The organism is Achromobacter sp. DMS1, assembly GCF_001270295.1.
The window spans coordinates 19,591-38,237 of the sequence record NZ_LHSJ01000002.1; the positions used below are offsets into that span (position 1 = coordinate 19,591).

The window sequence follows — 18,647 nt, forward strand, 5'->3', positions numbered from 1 at the left end:
TTGCGACACCCGTAGTAACGCGCTGTTCGATTGAGAAGCCAAGCGCCGCTTGGCCTCTTTCTCGATCATTCTGATCAGGCGATGCGGTACACCCGCTCGCCGCCCTGCGGCTTGTCCGACACGATGGTCAGGCCCAGCTTCTTCTTGAAGGCCCCGGCAAAGGTGCCGCGCACCGTGTGTGCCTGCCAACCGGTGGCGGTGCAGATCTGGCTGATGGTTGCGCCTTCGGGGCGTTGCAGCATCCGGATCACTTCGGCTTGCTTGCTGTTGTCGCGGGTGCGCGGCTTGGCCCACGTTGCTTCGGCGGCGTTTACGGCGGCTTCCAGTTCGGGATCGCTCGCGGCGGCTGACGCGCCTTCAGCGTTGGCGATGATCTGGTCGAGATTGGCTTCGAATTGCCCGATGCCCGTCTTGTTCACGCTGGGACGCGGCATTCCCAGGGCGTCGTAGCCCTCGGCGGCGACGCGCCAGCCCTCGCCATCGGGCGTGATCAGGGCGCGTTTGAACATCCCGTCGAGCACTTTCTGGCGGGCACCGCCTTTGATGTGCTCGGGAAACCACTCGATCTTGCCGTCGGTGTGGTGGACGGCATAGGCGAGGATGGCGTGTTGGGCCGGGGTCAGTGGGATGGGGGACATGTCTTGCTCCTTTGCAAGGGTTGATCGGGTGACGTGATGAACGCGCTGTTCGGCGGTGAAGCCAAGCGTTTCTTGCTTGGCTTCGTTGCTTTCCAATCAGTCCTTGGCGATATCCGCTTCCGTGGCCTTCTGGCTCGACGCGCCGAGTTCGACGCCCGCTTTGAAGGCCGCTTCCAGCGCGTCCTTGAGGCACCACACCGCCACGTCGTGGAAGTCGAGGCTGTCGGCGTGTCGGGTTTGCAGGGTGTCGATGCCCAGGTGCTTGCGTGCGATCAGGGTGAGGACGGTGTCGATCTGGTTCATGGCGTTTCCTTTCGGGGATGGTTGGCGTGACGTGATGAACGCGCTGTTCCCGATGGAAGCCAAGCTCAATTCGCAGATTGACGAACAGATGATTGAAGAAGGTGACGATGGGACTGTCCATTCGCGCCTACGCGCGCCACCGTGGCGTGTCGCACGTGGCCGTGAAGAAGGCCATCGACACCGGGCGGATCACGCCGCTGCCGGACGGCACGATTGACCCGGATGCGGCGGACGCGCAGTGGGCACAGAACACATTGCAACCACGACGCGCCGCCACGCAGCAAAAGATCAGCACGCCGCAGACGCGACGTGCACCAGCCGAAGCAATACCGCAGCGCGATGCCATCGACGCCAGCACAGCGCCGATGTCGGCGGGCGGCACCTCGCTGCTGCAGGCGCGCACGGTCAACGAGGTGCTCAAGGCCAAGCTCAACAACCTGGAGCTGGCCCACCGCAAAAAGGAACTGGTGGATCGGGCGCAGGCCGTCGCGCACGTGTTCAAGCTTGCCCGCATCGAGCGCGATGCTTGGTTGAACTGGCCCGCCCGGATCTCCGGCCAGATGGCTTCCGCGCTTGGCGTCGATGCGCACCGGATGCACGTGGTCCTGGAGACAGCCGTGCGTGAGCACCTGATCGAACTTGGCGAGCTGCGTCCACGGGTGGACTGATGGAATTCGAGTACGAAGGCGCGGCCGAGATCGAACGGGCCTGGCGCGAGGGACTGACGCCCGATCCGCTGCTCACGGTGTCCGAGTGGTCGGACCGCCACCGGGTGCTCTCCAGCAAGGCGTCCGCCGAGCCGGGGCGCTGGCGCACCAGCCGCACGCCGTACCTGAAGGCGATCATGGATTGCCTGTCGCCGACCTCGCCCATCGAGCGGGTGGTGTTCATGAAGGCCGCCCAGCTCGGCGCGACCGAAATGGGCTCGAACTGGATCGGCTACGTGATTCACCACGCGCCGGGGCCGATGATGGCCGTGTGGCCGACGGTGGAGATGGCCAAGCGCAACTCCAAGCAGCGCATCGACCCCTTGATCGAGGAGTCACCGGTGCTCTCCGAACTGATCGCACCGGCCAGGAGCCGGGACTCGGGCAACACCATCCTGGCCAAGGAGTTTCGGGGCGGCGTGCTGGTGATGACCGGGGCCAACAGCGCCGTGGGTTTGCGCTCGATGCCGGTGCGCTATCTCTTCCTCGACGAGGTGGACGGCTATCCGTTGGACGTCGAGGGCGAAGGCGATGCGATCTCGCTGGCCGAGGCCCGCACGCGCACCTTTGCGCGGCGCAAGATCTTCATCGTCTCAACACCGACGATCTCGGGCGCATCGGCTATCGAGCGCGAGTATGAGGCCAGCGACCAGCGGCGCTACTTCGTGCCCTGCCCGCATTGCTCGCACCGCCAGTGGCTACGCTTTGAGCAGCTGCGCTGGGACAAGGGCAAGCCCGAGACGGCCGCCTACGTCTGCGAGGCGTGCGACACCGCGATTGCCGAGCACCACAAGACGTGGATGCTCGAACACGGCGAGTGGCGGGCGATGATCGGCGACGGCTCGGGCAAGACGGCGGGGTTCCACCTGTCGTCGCTGTACAGCCCGGTGGGCTGGCGCAGTTGGCGCGACATCGCCGCCGCCTGGGAGAGCGCCGTCAACAAGGAATCGGGGTCGGCGGCCGCCATCAAGACCTTCAAGAACACCGAGCTGGGCGAGACCTGGGTCGAGGAAGGCGAAGCGCCCGACTGGCAACGGCTGGTCGAGCGCCGCGAGGACTACCGGATCGGCACCGTGCCGCCCGGTGGGCTGCTCCTGGTGGGCGCTGCCGACGTGCAGAAGGATCGTATCGAGGCGTCCATCTGGGCCTTTGGGCGCGGCAAGGAGTCCTGGCTCATCGAGCACCGAGTCCTGATGGGCGATACCGCACGGGATGCGGTGTGGAAGGCGCTGGCCGCGATGCTGGCCGAGAACTGGACGCACGCCTCGGGGGTGGCGATGCCACTGGCGCGCTTCGCGCTGGACACCGGCTTTGCCACGCAGGAGGCTTACGCCTTCGTGCGAGCCTGCCACGATCCGCGCGTGATGGCGGTCAAGGGCGTGCCGCGCGGTGCCGCACTGATCGGCACACCGACAGCCATCGATGTGTCGCAGGGTGGCAAGAAACTGCGCCGAGGCATCAAGGTGTTCACGGTGGCGGTCGGCATCGCCAAGCTGGAGTTCTACAACAACCTGCGCAAGAGCGCGGATGTGAGCGAGGACGGCTCGACCCCGGTGTATCCGGCCGGGTTCGTCCATCTGCCCAAGACCGATGCCGAGTTCATCCAGCAGCTCTGCGCAGAGCAACTGATCACCCGCCGCGACCGCAACGGCTTCCCGGTGCGCGAGTGGCAAAAGATGCGAGAGCGAAATGAAGCGCTCGACTGCTACGTCTACGCCCGCGCGGCTGCATCGGCGGCGGGACTGGATCGCTTCGAGGAACGTCACTGGCGGGAGTTGGAGCGGCAACTTGGGGTAGCGCCCCCACCGGATGAGCCACCGCCCATCCAAGACATCGAATTGAACGAGGCCACCCATAGCGGTGGCCTCGCTGTTTCTGGCAACCGCAATTCTGGCAGGCGTGTGATCAAAAGCCGCTGGCTGACGAGATGAGGACACCGTGAGCTACACCACTACCCAACTCGATGCGCTGAAACGTGCCCTCGCCACCGGCGAGCGCCGCGTGAGCTTCGGCGACAAGACGGTCGAGTACCGGAGCGTCGAAGAACTGCACGCTGCAATCCGCACGGTCGAAGCAGAGATCGCACGCAACACAGGTGCGAGCCCGAAACGCCAGATCCGCGTCACGACTGCGAAGGGCTTCTGATGGCTTGGTACTCGAAAATTCGCGGCCTATTTGGGCAGCCGCCCGTTCACGAGGCGGCCGGTCGTGGTCGTCGCGCACTGGCGTGGATGCCTGGCAACCCCGGTGCGGTCGCGGCAATGCTGGCGACCAGCTCTGAACTACGAATCAAGAGCCGTGACCTCGTCCGTCGCAATGCCTGGGCGCAGGCCGGCATCGAGGCCTTCGTGGCCAATGCGGTGGGTACCGGCATCAAGCCGCAGAGCCTGGCTGCCGACGAGCGCTTCAAGACCGAGGTGCAGGCGCTGTGGCGTGACTGGACGGAGGAAGCCGACGCCGCTGGGCAGACCGACTTCTACGGCCTGCAGGCGCTGGCCTGCCGCGCGATGCTCGAAGGCGGCGAATGCCTGATCCGGTTGCGGCCGCGTCGCCCGGAGGATGGCCTGGTCGTGCCCCTGCAGCTTCAGTTGCTGGAGCCCGAGCACCTGCCGATCAGCCTCAACACCGATCTGCCCTCGGGCAACGTGGTGCGCTCGGGCATCGAGTTCGACGGGCTCGGGCGACGCGTGGCCTACCACCTATACCGTTCGCATCCCGAGGACGGGCGTCTGGCGCCGATGTCGGGCCAGGGCGGGATGGACACGGTGCGCATCGACGCGCGCGAAATCATCCACCTGTTCCGCGTCCTGCGCCCGGGCCAGATCCGGGGTGAACCGTGGTTGTCGCGGGCGCTGGTCAAGCTCAACGAACTCGACCAGTACGACGACGCCGAGCTGGTGCGCAAGAAGACCGCCGCGATGTTCGCCGGGTTCGTGACGCGGCAGAACCCCGAGGACAACCTGATGGGCGAAGGCGCCGCCGATAGCGAGGGCATCGCGCTCGCCGGGCTGGAGCCGGGCACGCTGCAGATTCTGGAGCCCGGTGAGGACATCAAGTTCTCCGACCCGGCGGACGTCGGCGGCTCGTACTCCGAATTCCTGCGCACCCAGTTCCGCGCAGTCGCCGCCGCCATCGGTATCACCTACGAGCAACTGACCGGCGATCTGACCGGCGTGAACTACTCGTCCATCCGCGCGGGCCTGCTGGAGTTCCGGCGTCGCTGCGAGATGGTGCAGCACGCCGTGCTCGTCCATCAGCTGTGCCGCCCGGTCTGGGCCGCGTGGATGAAGCAGGCCGTGCTCGCGGGTGCGCTCGAAGCCCCGGGTTTCGCACGTGGCGGGCCAGCGCGCCGTCGCCAGTACTTGCAGGCGAAGTGGATTCCGCAGGGCTGGCAATGGGTCGATCCGGAGAAGGAGTTCAAGGCAATGCTGCTGGCCATTCGCGCCGGCCTGATGAGCCGCTCGGAGGCCATCTCGGCCTTCGGCTACGACGCCGAGGACGTCGACCGCGAGATCGCCGCCGACAACCAGCGCGCCGACGACCTCGGCCTGATCTTCGACTCCGACCCTCGTCGCACGTCCAAGGACGGCGGCAGTGCCGAGCCGAACAAGAACGCTGCCGACGCCACACAAACCGGCAACTCGCCACCTGCCTGAAGGTTTCCCATGACCCTGCTTCCCCATTTGGCGGCACGCCTCTTTGGTGTGCCGCTGGCGATCCATCGCCCAAAACTTGACGTGATCCTGGCCGTGCTCGGCCCCCGGGTCGGTCTGGCAGATCTGGCCGCACCGACCGGCTTCACGCCGCCCACGCGCACCGCGGCCACCGAGACGCCGAAGGTCGCGGTCATCCCGATCCACGGCACGCTGGTGCGGCGCACCGTGGGGCTGGAAGCCGAATCGGGCCTGACCAGCTACGCGGGGCTCACCGTCCAGCTCGACGCCGCCCTGGCCAGCCCGGATGTCGCCGCGATCCTGCTCGACATCGATTCGCCCGGTGGCGAGTCGGGCGGCGTGTTCGACCTGGCGGACCGCATCCGTGCCGCGTCCGCTGTGAAGCCCGTGTGGGCGGTGGCCAACGACATGGCCTTCTCGGCGGCCTACGCACTGGCTTCGGCCGCCAACAAGGTGTTCGTGTCGCGCACCGGCGGCGTCGGCTCGATTGGCGTCATTGCGATGCACATCGACCAGTCGGAGAAGGACGCCCAGGACGGCGTCCGCTACACGGCGGTGTTCGCCGGCGACCGCAAGAACGACCTCAACCCGCACGAGCCGATTTCGAGCGAGGCCCACGCCTTCCTCAAGGCCGAGGTGAATCGCGTCTATGGCTTGTTCGTCGAGACGGTGGCCCGCCACCGGGGCATCGAGCCGTCCGCCGTGCGGGACACCGAAGCCGGGCTGTTCTTCGGGCAGGCCGCCGTCGCCATGGGCCTTGCCGATGCCGTCGGCACCTTCGACGACGCGCTGGCGCAGCTGCTCGCATCACTTTCCCCCAACCCGACTCCGGTGGCCGTGGCCGCGCGGGCGGGCTTTCTCAGCAACCACCCCAAGGAGTCATTGATGAATGATCGAACCGACCCCGCTGCTCTTGATCGGCCTCTTGCTGATTCTGCTGGCAGTCCTCCTCAATCGCACGCCGCCACGTTGAGCGTGGCCGATGCCGTTGAGATCGCGCAGACCTGCCAGCTTGCAGGCCGCGCCGACCTGATCGCGGGCTTTCTCGAGGTCAACGCCGCACCTGCCAAGGTCCGCAGCCAACTTCTCTCGGCCAAGGCCGAAGCCAGCCCAGAGATCGTCAGCCGCATCGCGCCCGACGCCTCTCGCCCCGCACCCGCCAATCCACTGCTCGAGGCCGCCAGAAATCTCGCGATGCAGTCGTCCGCCTTGAAGAAGGAGATCTGAGATGCCCACTGTGTTCACCGAATCGATGAACTTGGGCGACCTGCTCAAGTACGAGGCCCCGAACCTTTACTCGCGTGACCGCGTCACGGTGGCCGCTGGCCAGACCCTGCCGCTGGGCGCGGTCGTCGGGATGGTCACCGCCACCGGCAAGGTCAAGCGGATCGACCCCTCGGCCACCGACGGCAGTCAGGTCGCCGCTGGCGTGCTGATGCAGGCCGTCGATGCTGCCCTGGCCGAACGTCCGGACGGCCTGATGGTGACGCGTCACGCCATCGTCTCCGACCACGCACTCTCGTGGCCCACCGGTATCACCACCGCCGAGCAGCAGGCCGCCATTGCCCAGCTCAAGGCGCTGGGTGTCCTCGTTCGCCAAGGAGTCTGACCATGCAGAACATCTTCGAAAACCCCGCCTTCTCGATGTCGGCGCTGACTGCCGCCATCAACCTGCTGCCGAACAACTACGACCGCCTGGGCGCGATGGGCCTGTTCGTCGACAAGCCGCAGCGCTTCCGCTCGGTGATCGTCGAAGAGCAGAACGGCGTGCTCACGCTGTTGCCGACGATGCCCCCGGGCTCGCCCGGCACCGTAGGCGTGCGCGGCAAGCGCAAGGTGCGCTCGTTCACCATCCCCCACATCCCGCACGACGACGTGATCCTGCCCGAGGAAGTCCAGGGCATCCGCGCCTTCGGCTCGGAAACCGAACTGCAGACCGTCGCGGGGGTGATGGCGCAGCACCTGCAGACGATGCGCAACAAGCACGCGATCACGCTGGAGCATCTGCGCTTCGGGGCGTTGAAGGGCCAGATCCTCGACGCTGATGGCAGCGTCATCTACGACCTCTACAACGAGTTCGGGATCACGCCCAAGACCTTCACCTTCAACATTTCCAATCCGGCCAACGGCTGGGATGTGAAGAAGGCCTGCCTGGATGTCGTCCGCTACGTCGAGGACAACCTGCAGGGCGAACGGATGAGCGGCCTGCATGCCTTCGTTGGCGAGGATTTCTTCGACGCGCTCACCGGCCACGATGAGGTCAAGGCCGCCTACGACCGCTGGCAGGATGGCCAGGCACTGCGCACCGATATGCGCGCGGGCTTCACCTTCGCCGGGGTCACCTTCGAGGAGCATCGCGGCCGCGCGGTTGCACCGGGCAGTGCCGTGCGCCGCTTCGTCGAGGCCGACGAGGGCCACATCCTGCCGCTGGGCACGATGGACACCTTCGCCACCTACTACGCGCCGGCCGACTTCAACGAGACGGCCAACACGGTGGCGCTGCCGCTGTACGCCAAGCAGGAGCCGCGCAAATTCGACCGGGGCACCGATCTGCACACGCAGGCCAATCCGCTGCCGCTGTGCCACCGCCCGGCGCTGCTGGTCAAGCTGGTGATGGCCTGATGGGGCTGATCGAACGGCTCTACGAGGCCGCTGATCGTGCCGGTCTGCTGGTGATCGCCGATGTCGAGGGAAGAAGCGTTGCAGTGGATTTTTCTTCGGCCGATGAAACCGTGCTTGATGGTCTGCTTCGCGCGGCCGACTACACGATTCGCTTTCCTGCGTCCGCGCTGCCGGAACTTGCCACAGGCCACACGCTTTCCATTGCCGGCGTCACCTACCAGGTGCGCGATGTCCGCAGCATCGGCGATGGCAGCGAGCGTCGCGCCGACCTCTCCCGTCTCTGAGGACCCACAGCATGAACTCCATCCGCGAGCGCATCCTGCGCGAGGTCGTGGCACGTCTGTCGGACGCCGTCGCGCCTATGCCGGTGCTGCGCCATCCGACCATACCCATCACCCGCGAAGCCAGCCCCGCGCTGCTCGTCTTTGCCGAAAGCGACAGCATCGCCGGCCACGCGAATCACCTTGTGGATCGAGCCCTCACCCTGCGTCTCACCGTGGTGACGCGCGGCGAGGACGCGTTCGACCAGGCCGATCAGACGCTGGTGGCTGTCCACGTGGCACTGATGCGCGACGCGAGCCTCGGCGGCCTTTCGCTCCTGCTCCACGAAATCGACTGCGAATGGGACGCCGAGGACGCCGATGCCGGCGCCGTCGCAATGCCCGCCCGCTACGAGATTCGCTACCGCACCCACGCCCTGGACCTGACCAAAAACGGATGACTTTCCATGACTCTTGAACTGCTGAAACCCCACACGCACGCCGGGGTGCTTCACTCCCCCGGCACCCACCTCGAGCTCGACGAGGCCACTGCCCGCTGGCTCATCGAGCACGGCGTCGCCCAGCCTGCGCCCCCGGAGGCCGATAGCAAACCCAACACCACTTCCCGCAAAGGAGACTGACCATGCCGTACTTTTCTGGACAAGGCCGCGTCTACATCGGCGCCCGCGACACTGCCGGCAACCCGCAAGGCCTGAGTTTTGTCGGCAACGTGCCCGAGCTCAAGGTATCGCTGTCAGTGGAGACGTTGGAGCACCAGGAGTCCACCAGCGGACAACGCCTGACGGACCTCCAGCTGATCAAGACCAAGAAGGGCGAATTCGCCTGCACGCTGGAAGAGCTGATCGCGGTGAATCTGGGCCTGGCACTCTACGGCACGACCATCGAACAGGTCAGCGGCACGGTGACGGCCGAGGCACTGCCCAACCCGGTCACGGCAGGAAGCCTGTACCTGCTCGCCAAGCAGAACGTCTCCTCGGTGGTGGTCAAGGACGCCTCGGGCACGCCCAAGACGCTGCCCGTCGCCCAGTACAGCCTCAATGCCAAGCACGGATCGCTGGTCATCAACGACAAGACGACGGGCGGCCCCTACGTGGAGCCGTTCAAGGTCGACTACGCCTACAGCGCGGCGCAAACGACCGCGTTGTTCACGCAGCCGCTGCCGGAGCGCTGGGTGCGTTTCGAAGGCCTGAACACCGCCGACAGCAACCGCGAGGTGGTGATCGACCTGTACCGCGTGGCGATCAACCCGGCCAAGGAACTGTCGGTGATCACCGACGAACTGCTGAAGTTCGAGCTTTCCGGACAGGTGCTGGCGGACACGCTCAAGCCCGCTGCCGGCGACCTCGGCCAGTTCGGCCGCATCGTGCTGCTGTGAGGAGTACACGATGACCACCTCTGACCTGGATGTTCTCGTCCCGCAAACCCAATCCCTGGAGATCGCCGGGCAGCGCCTGACGATCAGTCCGCTGGTGATCGGCGAGCTGCCCGCGATGCTCAAGGCCGTGCGGCCCTTTGCCGAACAGCTGACCGGCGAGCCGGACTGGCTGGCTTTGCTCTGCGAGCACGGCGACGCCTTGCTGGCTGCGCTCTCCCTGGCCAGCCGACGCCCGCGTGAATGGGTAGACGCGCTGGCGCTCGACGACGCGATCACGCTGGCCGCCACGGTGTTCGAGGTGAATGTCGATTTTTTCGTGCACCGGGTCGCGCCGAAGGTCAGCACGCTCGCGCAGTCTCTGAGCGGACGGTTGGCTGGAGCGACGCCATCGCCCGCCTGATCCGCAGTGGCCACCGCTACCCGGACATCCTCGGCTACACGCTGGGCCAGCTGAACGCGTTTCTGGCCGCCGACAGCCGTCTCGAGCACGAACGGCTCTCCACCCAGCTCGCGGTCATGACCACCGCCGCCCAGGGCAACCGCGAAGGCATCCGTCAGCTCCAGGCCGAACTCCAACAGGGAATGCGCGATGAAGATCGATCTGGTCGCTGAGGGCTTGCTGGATCGTCGTCGCTTCAACGCCTGGCAAACCGATACCCACAAAACGATCCATTCCGCAGTCGCCCGCGCGATGCGGGATTCCGGCAAAGAGATGGCCGAGCGGGTGCGGGGCGAAATGCGATCCAGCTTCAACGCCGTGAAGCCCAAGTTCCTCCGGTCGATGCACGCCAAGGTGTACGACCGTAAAGCCTCGGAATTTCCGGCGCTCTACATCGGCTCGAAGGTGCCCTGGCTGGGCCTGCACGAACAGGGAGGAACGATCCGGAGACGAATGCTGATCCCGCTGCTGCCGCAACACCGGCGTATCGGACGCAAGGCGTTTGCCCGGGTGATCGATGCGCTGATGCGATCCGGCAATGCCTGGTTCGTCGAAAAGAACGGCCAGCAGATCCTGATGGCCGAGAACATCGCCGAGAACGCCCGGCCGCTGGCGCGTTTCCGTCGCGCCGAGCGCGAGCGCACCGGGGCAAAGCGCATCAAGCGCGGCCAGGAGATTCCCATGGCCGTGCTGGTGCGGCGCGTGAGCTTGAGAAAACGTTTCGATCTCAACCGTTCGGTGCGGGTCGATCTTCCCCGCCTGACGGCGGCCATCCGCAAGGCAATGTCGAAGGTTTGAGCAATGGCGAATAATCGCGCGCAGATCCTCATCACCGCCGTCGATGAGACGCGACGCGCCTTCCAGTCCGTCCAGGGCAGCCTCTCGCGCCTGCGCAGCGAAGCAGGCCAGGTGGGAGAAGTCCTGTCCCGCATCGGCAGTGCCATCGGTGTGGGACTGGGTGTGCGCGAACTGGTGGAGGTGGCCGACCAGTACAAGAACCTGCAGGCCCGGCTCCGGCTCGCGGTCACCTCTCAGGAGGAATTCAACCGCGCCGACGCGGCGTTGTTCGAGATCGCGCAGCGCAACCGCGCGCCGCTCGCCGAGACCGTCACGCTCTACGCGCGGCTGGCGCCCTCGGTGCAGGCGCTGGGGCGTTCGCAGGCGGACGTGCTGGCGGCCACCGATGCCATCGGCCAGGCGGTGTCGCTTTCCGGCGCGTCCAGCGAGGCGGCAGCCGGGGCGCTATTGCAGCTCGGGCAGGCCTTCGCCTCGGGACAATTGCGCGGCGAGGAGTTCAATTCGGTCATCGAGCAGACGCCGCGACTGGCGCAGGCCATCGCCGACGGGATGGGTGTGCCGCTGGGCTCGCTGCGGGCCCTGGCGCAGGAAGGCAAGATCACCTCGTCAGCGGTGCTCGATGCCTTGCTCAAGCAGCGTGGGCGCCTCGCCGAGGAATACGCGAGCCTGCCCGATACGGTCTCGGGCGCGCTCACCCGTCTGAAGAATGCCTTCCAGCGTGCCTTCGGCGAGCGCGACACGAGCTCCGGCCTGACCGCAGGTCTGGCGCAGGCGATCCAACTCGTCGCCCAGCATCTCGAACTGCTGATCGATCTGGCTGGCGTCGCGCTGGTCGCCGCCTTCGGCCGGATGGCAGGTGCCTTTGCAACCAGCATTGCCGCCGCCCGCGCCGAAGCGGCGGCGCGGCTTGCCAACCTGCGCACGCTCGAAGCCGAGGCGCTGGCTCGGGTGCGCGTGGCCGATGCCGCCCTGGCCCAGGCGCGGGCGCAAGGCATTGCCACCAGCGCACTGGTCGCCGACGCGGCCAAGGCTCGGCTGCAGGCCACCGCCGCCACCGGTGTCCTGACGCAGGCCGTGGCCTCCACGTCGCTGCTCGGTCGCGCAGCGGGTTTGTTGCGAGGTGCGCTGGCACTCCTGGGCGGCCCCATCGGCGTGATCGTGACCACGGTGACGCTTTTGGCCGGGGCCCTCTATTCGGCGCGCAACGCCGTGGTCGAGTTCGGCGGCAAGACCGCGTCGATCAAGCAGATCATCGTGGCCACCTGGGACCTGGTGGTCGGGAAGGTCGGCGAAGTCGTCAGCGCCCTGGGACGGCTGGTCGGGGTCAACAACCTGAGCTGGGACCGAGTGCGCGAGGTGATGCTCGATGCGCTCAGAGCTATCGGCACGGCCATCCGGTCGCTGGTCAATGTCGTTATCGGCGCCTTCAACGCGGTCGGCAGTGTCGCGGGCATCACGGCAGCCTTCTTGGTCGAGCGTTTCCGAAACGCCTTCTCGGACATCGGGGAGTTGGCGCAGGCCTTGGGCCAAGACGTGGCTGCCGCCTTCAGCGGCGACTTCTCGATGCAGTCGCTGCGTAGCGTCCTCGGCCGCCGACTTGGTGAGATGCGCGACTTCGGCAAGGAGCTCGCGACGACCGTGCGTGATGCCGTCACCCGCGACTATGTCGGGGAAGCTGCCCAGGCCATCGCCGGTCGCATCCGCCCCGATAAGAACAAGTCGGACGTATTCGGCCGCCCGCAACCACCGGCCAAGCCGACACCCGACAAGGGTATCGAGGCCGCCAAGCTGGCCCTGGTGCAGGCGCAGGCCGAGGCGGAACTCAAAATTCTGAAAGATGCGCTGGATCGCCAGGCGCGCGAACTGGACGCGGCGCTCGAAGACCGGCTGATTTCGCTGAAAGACTACTACGCGGCCAAGACCCGGATCGAACAGCAGGAGATCGATGCGGAAATCCGGCGCCTGCAGGTGTCGCTCTCGCAGCAGCAGCGCCTGGAAAAGACGGGCAAGGACGAGCCCGCACGCCTCAAAGCGAAAGGAGAAGTCGCCAAGCTCGAAGCGGAGCTCACGGTCCTCAACAACAAGCGTGCCGACGCCGAGGTCGCCAATGCCCGCAAAGCGGTCCAGGCCGAGCGCGATTTGCGCGAGGAACTCGCCAAGGTTCGCGACGAATTGCTCGATCTCACCGGTGCCGCGACCAGTCAGGATCGCCGCGCGGCCATCGAGCGCCAGTACCAGAGCCTGATTGCGCGGCTGCGCGCCGAGGGTGACACCGAGGGCGTGGCCACCGTCGGGAGGCTGATCGACGTCAAAGCGGCGGCGGCCGATCTTGCCGACTACGAGCGCCAGTTCAACGACACGCTCGCGCGGATGCGCGCGTCTGAGGAGTCGATCAATCTGCAGCGTCAGTCCGGGCTCCTCACGGAATCGCAGGCCCGCCAGCAGATCCTTGCGCTGCACCGGCAAACCGGTCAGTCGCTCGACGCGCTGCTGCCGCAGCTGGAGGCCGCCGCCGCTGCCATCGGGCCGGATGCCGTCGCCCGGGTCCAGGACTGGAAGAACGAGATCGCGCAGGTGAAGTTGGTCGTCGACGACGTGGCCGTCGCCATCGACGGCGCGGTCCAGGATGGTTTCGCCCAACTGTTCCAGGACATCGGCAGCGGCGCGAAGTCGGCGAAGGACGCATTCGCGGATTTCGGTCGATCCGTGCTGCAGACGATCAACCGCATCGCCTCGCAGAAGCTGGCCGAAGCCTTGTTCGGAAGCCTGATGGGCGGCGGCACGGCAGGCAGTGCTGGAGGCTTGGGCGCGTTGATCTCGTCGTTTTTCGGCTTCGCGTCGGGGGGCTACGTGACCGGTCCCGGCACCTCGACCAGCGACTCCATCCCGGCGCGCCTCTCCCACGGCGAGTACGTGGTCAATGCCCGCGCGGTGAGCCGGCTCGGGTTGTCGTTCCTGGACGCCATCAACGGCCTGTCTGCCGGGCCCCGTGTGGCTGGCGGTCGCCTGGCCTTTGCCGCTGGTGGCCTGGTGCCCGAAGTCCCGGCGCCACCGGCCCCGGGCCAGAACATCCGCATTGTCAATGTCATCGACCCGGCGATGGCGGCCGATTACCTCAACAGCAGCGCCGGCGAGCGCACGGTGATGAACCTCATCCAGCGCAACGCCGCGTCGGTGCGCAACATCCTGGGACGCTGAACATGGCCTGGACTTCCGGCACGGCAACGAATGCCGCCGATCTATTCAACAAGATGATCACCTTTTTGACCGCCGACGCGACGCTGGTTGCCGGGGGCGAAGCCTGGACGCTATTGCGCCGAGACACCTTCACGCTTGACCCCAAACGCGATCTGGTCGAGCTGCGTGGCCCCGGCTCCTCGGCAGGCGATGCGATCTACGTACAGATCTGCCTGTTCGCCGACGCGGCGGCTCCCGCGTATTCGATCCGGGTTTTCGGCTCGCAATCGTGGCAAAGCGCCATCTCGATCAGCACGCCGGAAGGCCAACCAGGCAGTTTGCTCTCGGGGGCCGGTTCGCTCGGCATCCTCCCCCGGATGCCAGTGTTCAACAGCTCGATCAGTTACTGGTTCGTTGCCAACGGCCGCCGCTTCATCGTAGTGGCGAAGTCCTCGGCCTACTGGGGGGCGCTCTACGCGGGGTTTTTCCTGCCCTACGGCACGCCGTCGCAGTACCCGTATCCGCTCTTCATCGGCGCCAACACCTCGCGCGGCGACAACTATCAAAGTTCGGATCTCGATATCGCGGGCAGCGCGTTCTGGCGCAACGATGGTGAGTACGGCAGCTACAGCGCAGCTATCCTGCAGCCGAGCGGCGGCTGGGTCGGCACCAACCGCTTCGATACGAGCTACACCGGTCGCGCCTGGCCCTGGGCAATGTCGCAGGAGACCAGGAGGAACAGCGTAGGGCGCTACGACATGGGCAACCTCACGCAGTTGCCGAACGGCGCCAGTCCGCTGCTGCCGGCGATCCTTTATGACTGCGCGACGACTCGTCCGTTCTCGATATGGGGCGAGCTGCAAGGCGTGTTTGCCGTGCCGGGCTTCGGAGTGGCTGCCGGCGACACCGTGACCGTAGGCGGCAAATCCCATCTGGTCGTCCAGGCGGCGACTTCCACCAACGCGGCGCGCTTTGCCGCCATCCAACTCGCTTGAGGCGATTCAATGGCTTACATCACCGGCGCGTCGGCGGACATCAACACGCTGCTGACGGCGATCAAGAATTTTGCGGTCGCCAATGGCTGGACGGCCAACGCTACCGACACCTTTACGCTGACGTTTCCGACCTATGGATCGACTGGTGGTGCGACCCACGCCGGCACGACGTCGATGATTTCCTCGGTCAGCGGCTCTGATGCGTACCGGAACCAGTCGGAAACGAGCCTGACGGCGAACCGGGTCGTGTTGTCCAAGAACGGCGTGTCCTACCAGCTGTTCGGAGTAAACAAAAAGCTCTACAAGAACGGCGTCAACGGCACCTACGCCTGCTTGGAGGCCTGGGTGTGCGACGGCTATTCCGCAGGCGTGGCGGCCAACCTGCAGACGAACAATCGCAAGTTCGTGATGGTCGGGCCGATGGCGACCTCGCTCTATGCCTACCACTTGTTCTCCAACGGTGACTTCGTGCACGTGGTGATCGAGGAGACGCCGGGCCGGTTCCGCCACCTGTCGTTCGGCTTCATCAACAAATATGGCGCCTTTGCCGGGGGGCAGTATCTGACCGCAGGTTGCCCCGTCGAGTCGTTCACGACTACGCCCTATGCGTTCAACACCTCGAATCACTCGATTCCTTTCGGCGCGAACGCGCAGGGACCTTCGCGTGCGTCGCTTGCATCGAACGGCTATCCGGGTAGTTATGTCAGAGCCGACATCGATGGTTGGACGGTCGGTTGGCGGCTGATCTCGACCGGCTCGTACACGACGGAACAGTTGGACGCCTACGGGTGCTCAAGCTACGCCAATGCGACCAACAACCGCGCGGGCTACATCGGGTCCGGGACCCAGAACTCCCTCAACACCCTGGCGCACGATCTGGCTTACCACTGCTCGCCGCAAAGCTACAACGGTCTGGCGCCGATGTTGCCGTGCTATGTGGGCGTCAATCGCACGCCCTACGTCGGCACTTGGACGCTGCTCGGCGAGTTCCCCGATGTGCGCTTCCTGAACATCTCGAACTTCAACCCGGGCGACGAACTGATCCTCGGCACCGACGTGTGGAAGATCTTCCCACTGTGGAACAAGGCCTACACGCTCGGGGCGGAACCGATCAGCTACGACTACGGCCTGGCCTACCGCAAGGTGATGTAAATGCCCGACTTCGCCGGAGCCTTCACGTCAAACATCCTGGGCGGCGCAGTGGCCACCGGGATGAACAGCCTGTGGGACGATGGTCGACCTGCGTACTACGCACCGACCACGGTCATCGCGGCGATTGCTGGTGCGGTCGGTGTCATCGACAGCGGCCAGCCGTCGCCCGAGGCACTGATCGCGCGGACTGGCGCACACTGTGGTTCTTTCTCGGACGACTACTACCACCGGATCTACCTGCAGCCGTCCAGGATCGAGTTCGGCAATCTCGTCATTCCCACAACCCGTACCGTCGAAGTCTGGAATGCGTTCCTGGACCCGGTGACGATTTTCCAGCTAGACGGCGACACCGAGGGCTTGTCCCTGGGGTTCTTCCCGCCAACAAGGATGCGGGGGCTGGAGGACATCTTCTACGAGGTCACGGCCACTCTCGATGGCCCAAGCTTCGTCGATACGCTGCTGACGCTGCATTTCTCGGCTGGCGGCACACGGGATCTGGCGATCAGCTATGGCCGCGTGCTGGTCATGGGCCTGCTGCACGATTGGCAAGGCGGCTTCACCGAACGGCTGGAATGGCTCACCGACGTGCTGACGATGCGTGACGGTGGGGAGCAGCGGGTGCGGCTGCGGACCGATCCCCGGCGCTCGTTCGAGTTCGACGTGCTGGAGTACGGCAACGGCGGGCAGCTTGATCTCTTGATGAACGTCTGGCAGTCGCGCGTCTATGCCGTGCCGGTGTGGACCGACAAGGCTTGGCTTGCGGCCGCCATCCATCCCGGCGACACGGTGCTGGCCGTGAGTACCACGGACCTGGACTATCACGCCGGTGGGCTGGCCATCGTCGGCTCAAGCGCTGGCGCCAGCGAGGCACTGGAAGTCCTGTCCCTGACCGCCGGGACGATCACGCTCAAGCGCCCGGCCTTGGGGAACTGGCCCGCAGGCTCCTGGATCGCCCCGGCCCGGCTAGGACGGTTACCCGCCCAGCAGACCGTGACCCGGCCAACGGCGGCGATCTCCCAGGCCAAATTGCGCTTCGAGCTGGAGGACCTGGCTTCGCCAGTGGCGGCGACGAGTTCACCGATTCAGTACCGAGGCTACGACACGCTGCTGCTGCATCCAAACCGGGTCGAGGACGTCAGCATCGACTATCAGCGACTCGCCGATGTGTTCGACGTTGAGACCGGCACGCCTGCGGTGATCGACAGCCCGAACCGGCCCTTTATCGTGCGCCGCCACCAGTACCTGCTGCCAGACCGCACCCGGCTCACTGCGATGCGAGGCTGGCTCGCGGCCCGTGCAGGTCGTCAGGTGCCTTTCTGGGTGCCGACGTGGGAGCGTGGTCTCGAGGTCGCCCAGCCCTTTGCCTTGGATGCAACGGAAATTTTGGTCCAGGCCCGGGGCTTTTCGACGTACTACCAGGCGATGCCCGGCCGTCAGGACGTGGCCTTTCTGCACAACAACGGCACCTGGTTCTTGCGACGGATCACCGCTTTCGAGTTCGTGGACGGGGTCGTCGAGCGGATGCGGATCGAGGCCGCGCTGGGCGTGGCCTGCGCGCCGTCCGATTTCCGGATCGTCTGTTTCCTGGAACTGGCCCGACTGGAGAGCGATGCCGTGGAATTTTTCTTCGAAACGGATCGTGTGGTTCGGGTGACTTTGCCTATTCGGAGCATCAACGGATGACCTATCAGAACCAAGAAAACAGCCTCCATGCCGGCCAGCCGGTCGAGTTGTATCGCTTCGCGCTGGGGACCACCGTCTGGCGCTACACGTCGGCACAGAGCGCCGTGACCTACAACGCCGAGAAATACATCCCGGCGCCGATACGGCGCTCGGAGATCGAGCAGACGCAGGAGTTCGGCCGCGCAATGCTGAATCTGGAAGCGGCACTCGACATCACCGTGGTGCAGTCCTTCATCGTGACCCCGCCCGATGGCGTGCTGTCGCTCACGATCTTCCGCCAGCATCTGACTGACCCGAACGCTGAGTTCATCACCTGGTGGAAAGGCCGTGTCGTGTCGGTGGTGTTCAGTGGCGTGACGGTGCAGATGCGTTGCGAGCCAATCTTCACGACGCTCAAGCGCTCGGGACGGCGGGCGAACTACCAGATCAACTGTCGCCACCCGCTGTACCACGGCGGCTGCAAGGTCAACGCGGCCGACTACAAGACGGCTGGCATCGTCGAGAGCGTGGCGGGGCTGGAGGTGACCGCCTCCGTCTTCCTGCCCAAGCCGATTGCCTGGTTCGTCGGCGGCCGGCTGATGGCCGCTGGGGCGCAACGGATGATCGTCGCCAGCTCCGGCGGTGCGGTAACCCTTTCGGCGCCGATTCCGGGCCTGAAGGCCGGTGATGCGTTCGAGGCGTATCCGGGTTGCGACCACACGCTCGCGACCTGCGCCGCCAAGTTCGGCAACCAGCTGAACTACGGCGGTTTCCCCTACATCCCGGTGAAGAACCCCTTCACTGGCGATGCCATCGTTTGAGGC

At 65.8% G+C, this 18,647-nt stretch carries 20 protein-coding genes; 18 read left to right on the forward strand and 2 right to left on the reverse strand.

All coding sequences use genetic code 11. The features are described from left to right. Nucleotides 1-74 precede the first annotated feature (74 nt). Both AD428_RS00475 and AD428_RS00480 read right to left on the reverse strand, forming a co-directional pair. Nucleotides 75-638, reverse strand: a complete 564-nt coding sequence (locus AD428_RS00475) for a DUF3489 domain-containing protein (RefSeq protein ID WP_053243721.1) — start codon at nucleotides 636-638, stop codon at nucleotides 75-77. Between the two features lie 96 nt (nucleotides 639-734). Beyond that, complete coding sequence (locus AD428_RS00480; protein ID WP_053243722.1) at nucleotides 735-941, reverse strand: DUF6900 domain-containing protein; 207 nt, start codon at nucleotides 939-941, stop codon at nucleotides 735-737. Between the two features lie 107 nt (nucleotides 942-1,048). Here AD428_RS00480 and AD428_RS00485 point away from each other — a divergent pair, with 107 nt between their 5' ends. The 18 genes from AD428_RS00485 to AD428_RS00565 all read left to right on the forward strand — a co-directional run bounded on the left by AD428_RS00485 (nucleotide 1,049) and on the right by AD428_RS00565 (nucleotide 18,644). Then, nucleotides 1,049-1,609 carry a hypothetical protein gene (locus AD428_RS00485; protein WP_053243753.1) on the forward strand — a complete coding sequence of 187 codons (561 nt, stop codon included), beginning with the start codon at nucleotides 1,049-1,051 and terminating at the stop codon, nucleotides 1,607-1,609. Continuing rightward, the gene (locus AD428_RS00490; RefSeq protein ID WP_053243723.1) at nucleotides 1,609-3,579 is read left to right on the forward strand and encodes a phage terminase large subunit family protein; all 1,971 of its coding nucleotides are present in this window, start codon (nucleotides 1,609-1,611) and stop codon (nucleotides 3,577-3,579) included. Before AD428_RS00485 ends, AD428_RS00490 begins: the two co-directional genes overlap by 1 nt. Before the next feature lie 7 nt (nucleotides 3,580-3,586). Then, nucleotides 3,587-3,793 carry a phage head-tail joining protein gene (locus AD428_RS00495; protein WP_053243724.1) on the forward strand — a complete coding sequence of 69 codons (207 nt, stop codon included), beginning with the start codon at nucleotides 3,587-3,589 and terminating at the stop codon, nucleotides 3,791-3,793. Beyond that, entirely contained in the window at nucleotides 3,793-5,304 is a 1,512-nt protein-coding gene (locus tag AD428_RS00500) for a phage portal protein (protein WP_053243725.1), read from the forward strand. The genes AD428_RS00495 and AD428_RS00500 overlap by 1 nt, the downstream gene beginning before the upstream one ends. 9 nt (nucleotides 5,305-5,313) lie before the next feature. After that, on the forward strand, nucleotides 5,314-6,549 hold the full coding sequence (locus AD428_RS00505; RefSeq protein WP_053243726.1) for a S49 family peptidase: 1,236 nt from the start codon (nucleotides 5,314-5,316) through the stop codon (nucleotides 6,547-6,549). Between the two features lies 1 nt (nucleotide 6,550). Further along, nucleotides 6,551-6,931: a head decoration protein gene (locus AD428_RS00510; RefSeq protein WP_053243727.1), complete on the forward strand. Its 381-nt coding sequence runs from the start codon at nucleotides 6,551-6,553 to the stop codon at nucleotides 6,929-6,931. A 2-nt stretch (nucleotides 6,932-6,933) separates the two neighbouring features. Then, nucleotides 6,934-7,944: a major capsid protein gene (locus tag AD428_RS00515; RefSeq protein WP_053243728.1), complete on the forward strand. Its 1,011-nt coding sequence runs from the start codon at nucleotides 6,934-6,936 to the stop codon at nucleotides 7,942-7,944. Next, complete coding sequence (locus tag AD428_RS00520; protein WP_009521784.1) at nucleotides 7,944-8,228, forward strand: head-tail joining protein; 285 nt, start codon at nucleotides 7,944-7,946, stop codon at nucleotides 8,226-8,228. Before AD428_RS00515 ends, AD428_RS00520 begins: the two co-directional genes overlap by 1 nt. An 11-nt stretch (nucleotides 8,229-8,239) precedes the next feature. Next, nucleotides 8,240-8,665 (forward strand): hypothetical protein, encoded by a 426-nt coding sequence (locus AD428_RS00525; RefSeq protein ID WP_053243729.1) that lies wholly within the window; start codon nucleotides 8,240-8,242, stop codon nucleotides 8,663-8,665. A 6-nt stretch (nucleotides 8,666-8,671) separates the two neighbouring features. Continuing rightward, entirely contained in the window at nucleotides 8,672-8,845 is a 174-nt protein-coding gene (locus AD428_RS28705) for a DUF7210 family protein (RefSeq protein ID WP_009521782.1), read from the forward strand. A 2-nt stretch (nucleotides 8,846-8,847) separates the two neighbouring features. Next, nucleotides 8,848-9,600 (forward strand): hypothetical protein, encoded by a 753-nt coding sequence (locus tag AD428_RS00530; RefSeq protein ID WP_053243730.1) that lies wholly within the window; start codon nucleotides 8,848-8,850, stop codon nucleotides 9,598-9,600. Between the two features lie 10 nt (nucleotides 9,601-9,610). Then, nucleotides 9,611-10,000 (forward strand): DUF6631 family protein, encoded by a 390-nt coding sequence (locus AD428_RS00535; RefSeq protein ID WP_053243731.1) that lies wholly within the window; start codon nucleotides 9,611-9,613, stop codon nucleotides 9,998-10,000. A 189-nt stretch (nucleotides 10,001-10,189) separates the two neighbouring features. Then, nucleotides 10,190-10,837, forward strand: a complete 648-nt coding sequence (locus AD428_RS00540) for a DUF6441 family protein (RefSeq protein ID WP_053243732.1) — start codon at nucleotides 10,190-10,192, stop codon at nucleotides 10,835-10,837. Between the two features lie 3 nt (nucleotides 10,838-10,840). Further along, entirely contained in the window at nucleotides 10,841-14,035 is a 3,195-nt protein-coding gene (locus AD428_RS00545) for a tape measure protein (RefSeq protein WP_053243733.1), read from the forward strand. 2 nt (nucleotides 14,036-14,037) lie between these two features. Further along, nucleotides 14,038-15,009, forward strand: coding sequence for a hypothetical protein (locus AD428_RS00550; protein WP_053243734.1), 972 nt, complete (start codon nucleotides 14,038-14,040; stop codon nucleotides 15,007-15,009). Between the two features lie 9 nt (nucleotides 15,010-15,018). Next, on the forward strand, nucleotides 15,019-16,161 hold the full coding sequence (locus tag AD428_RS00555) for a hypothetical protein (RefSeq protein ID WP_053243735.1): 1,143 nt from the start codon (nucleotides 15,019-15,021) through the stop codon (nucleotides 16,159-16,161). Further along, the gene (locus tag AD428_RS00560; protein ID WP_053243736.1) at nucleotides 16,162-17,844 is read left to right on the forward strand and encodes a hypothetical protein; all 1,683 of its coding nucleotides are present in this window, start codon (nucleotides 16,162-16,164) and stop codon (nucleotides 17,842-17,844) included. It begins immediately after the preceding gene. Further along, nucleotides 17,841-18,644, forward strand: coding sequence for a phage BR0599 family protein (locus AD428_RS00565; RefSeq protein WP_053243737.1), 804 nt, complete (start codon nucleotides 17,841-17,843; stop codon nucleotides 18,642-18,644). Before AD428_RS00560 ends, AD428_RS00565 begins: the two co-directional genes overlap by 4 nt. Nucleotides 18,645-18,647: the final 3 nt, after the last annotated feature.

Excerpts from the sequence above, each read along its gene's own strand:
- AD428_RS00535 (WP_053243731.1), top strand. The coding sequence starts at position 9,611 with ATGACCACCTCTGACCTGGATGTTCTCGTCCCGCAAACCCAATCCCTG.
- AD428_RS00540 (WP_053243732.1), top strand. The coding sequence starts at position 10,190 with ATGAAGATCGATCTGGTCGCTGAGGGCTTGCTGGATCGTCGTCGCTTC.
- AD428_RS00560 (WP_053243736.1), top strand. The coding sequence starts at position 16,162 with ATGCCCGACTTCGCCGGAGCCTTCACGTCAAACATCCTGGGCGGCGCA.
- AD428_RS00520 (WP_009521784.1), top strand. The coding sequence starts at position 7,944 with ATGGGGCTGATCGAACGGCTCTACGAGGCCGCTGATCGTGCCGGTCTG.
- AD428_RS00505 (WP_053243726.1), top strand. The coding sequence starts at position 5,314 with ATGACCCTGCTTCCCCATTTGGCGGCACGCCTCTTTGGTGTGCCGCTG.
- AD428_RS28705 (WP_009521782.1), top strand. The coding sequence starts at position 8,672 with ATGACTCTTGAACTGCTGAAACCCCACACGCACGCCGGGGTGCTTCAC.
- AD428_RS00475 (WP_053243721.1), bottom strand. The coding sequence starts at position 638 with ATGTCCCCCATCCCACTGACCCCGGCCCAACACGCCATCCTCGCCTAT.
- AD428_RS00490 (WP_053243723.1), top strand. The coding sequence starts at position 1,609 with ATGGAATTCGAGTACGAAGGCGCGGCCGAGATCGAACGGGCCTGGCGC.
- AD428_RS00510 (WP_053243727.1), top strand. The coding sequence starts at position 6,551 with ATGCCCACTGTGTTCACCGAATCGATGAACTTGGGCGACCTGCTCAAG.
- AD428_RS00555 (WP_053243735.1), top strand. The coding sequence starts at position 15,019 with ATGGCTTACATCACCGGCGCGTCGGCGGACATCAACACGCTGCTGACG.
- AD428_RS00525 (WP_053243729.1), top strand. The coding sequence starts at position 8,240 with ATGAACTCCATCCGCGAGCGCATCCTGCGCGAGGTCGTGGCACGTCTG.
- AD428_RS00545 (WP_053243733.1), top strand. The coding sequence starts at position 10,841 with ATGGCGAATAATCGCGCGCAGATCCTCATCACCGCCGTCGATGAGACG.
- AD428_RS00530 (WP_053243730.1), top strand. The coding sequence starts at position 8,848 with ATGCCGTACTTTTCTGGACAAGGCCGCGTCTACATCGGCGCCCGCGAC.
- AD428_RS00515 (WP_053243728.1), top strand. The coding sequence starts at position 6,934 with ATGCAGAACATCTTCGAAAACCCCGCCTTCTCGATGTCGGCGCTGACT.
- AD428_RS00565 (WP_053243737.1), top strand. The coding sequence starts at position 17,841 with ATGACCTATCAGAACCAAGAAAACAGCCTCCATGCCGGCCAGCCGGTC.
- AD428_RS00500 (WP_053243725.1), top strand. The coding sequence starts at position 3,793 with ATGGCTTGGTACTCGAAAATTCGCGGCCTATTTGGGCAGCCGCCCGTT.
- AD428_RS00550 (WP_053243734.1), top strand. The coding sequence starts at position 14,038 with ATGGCCTGGACTTCCGGCACGGCAACGAATGCCGCCGATCTATTCAAC.
- AD428_RS00485 (WP_053243753.1), top strand. The coding sequence starts at position 1,049 with ATGGGACTGTCCATTCGCGCCTACGCGCGCCACCGTGGCGTGTCGCAC.
- AD428_RS00480 (WP_053243722.1), bottom strand. The coding sequence starts at position 941 with ATGAACCAGATCGACACCGTCCTCACCCTGATCGCACGCAAGCACCTG.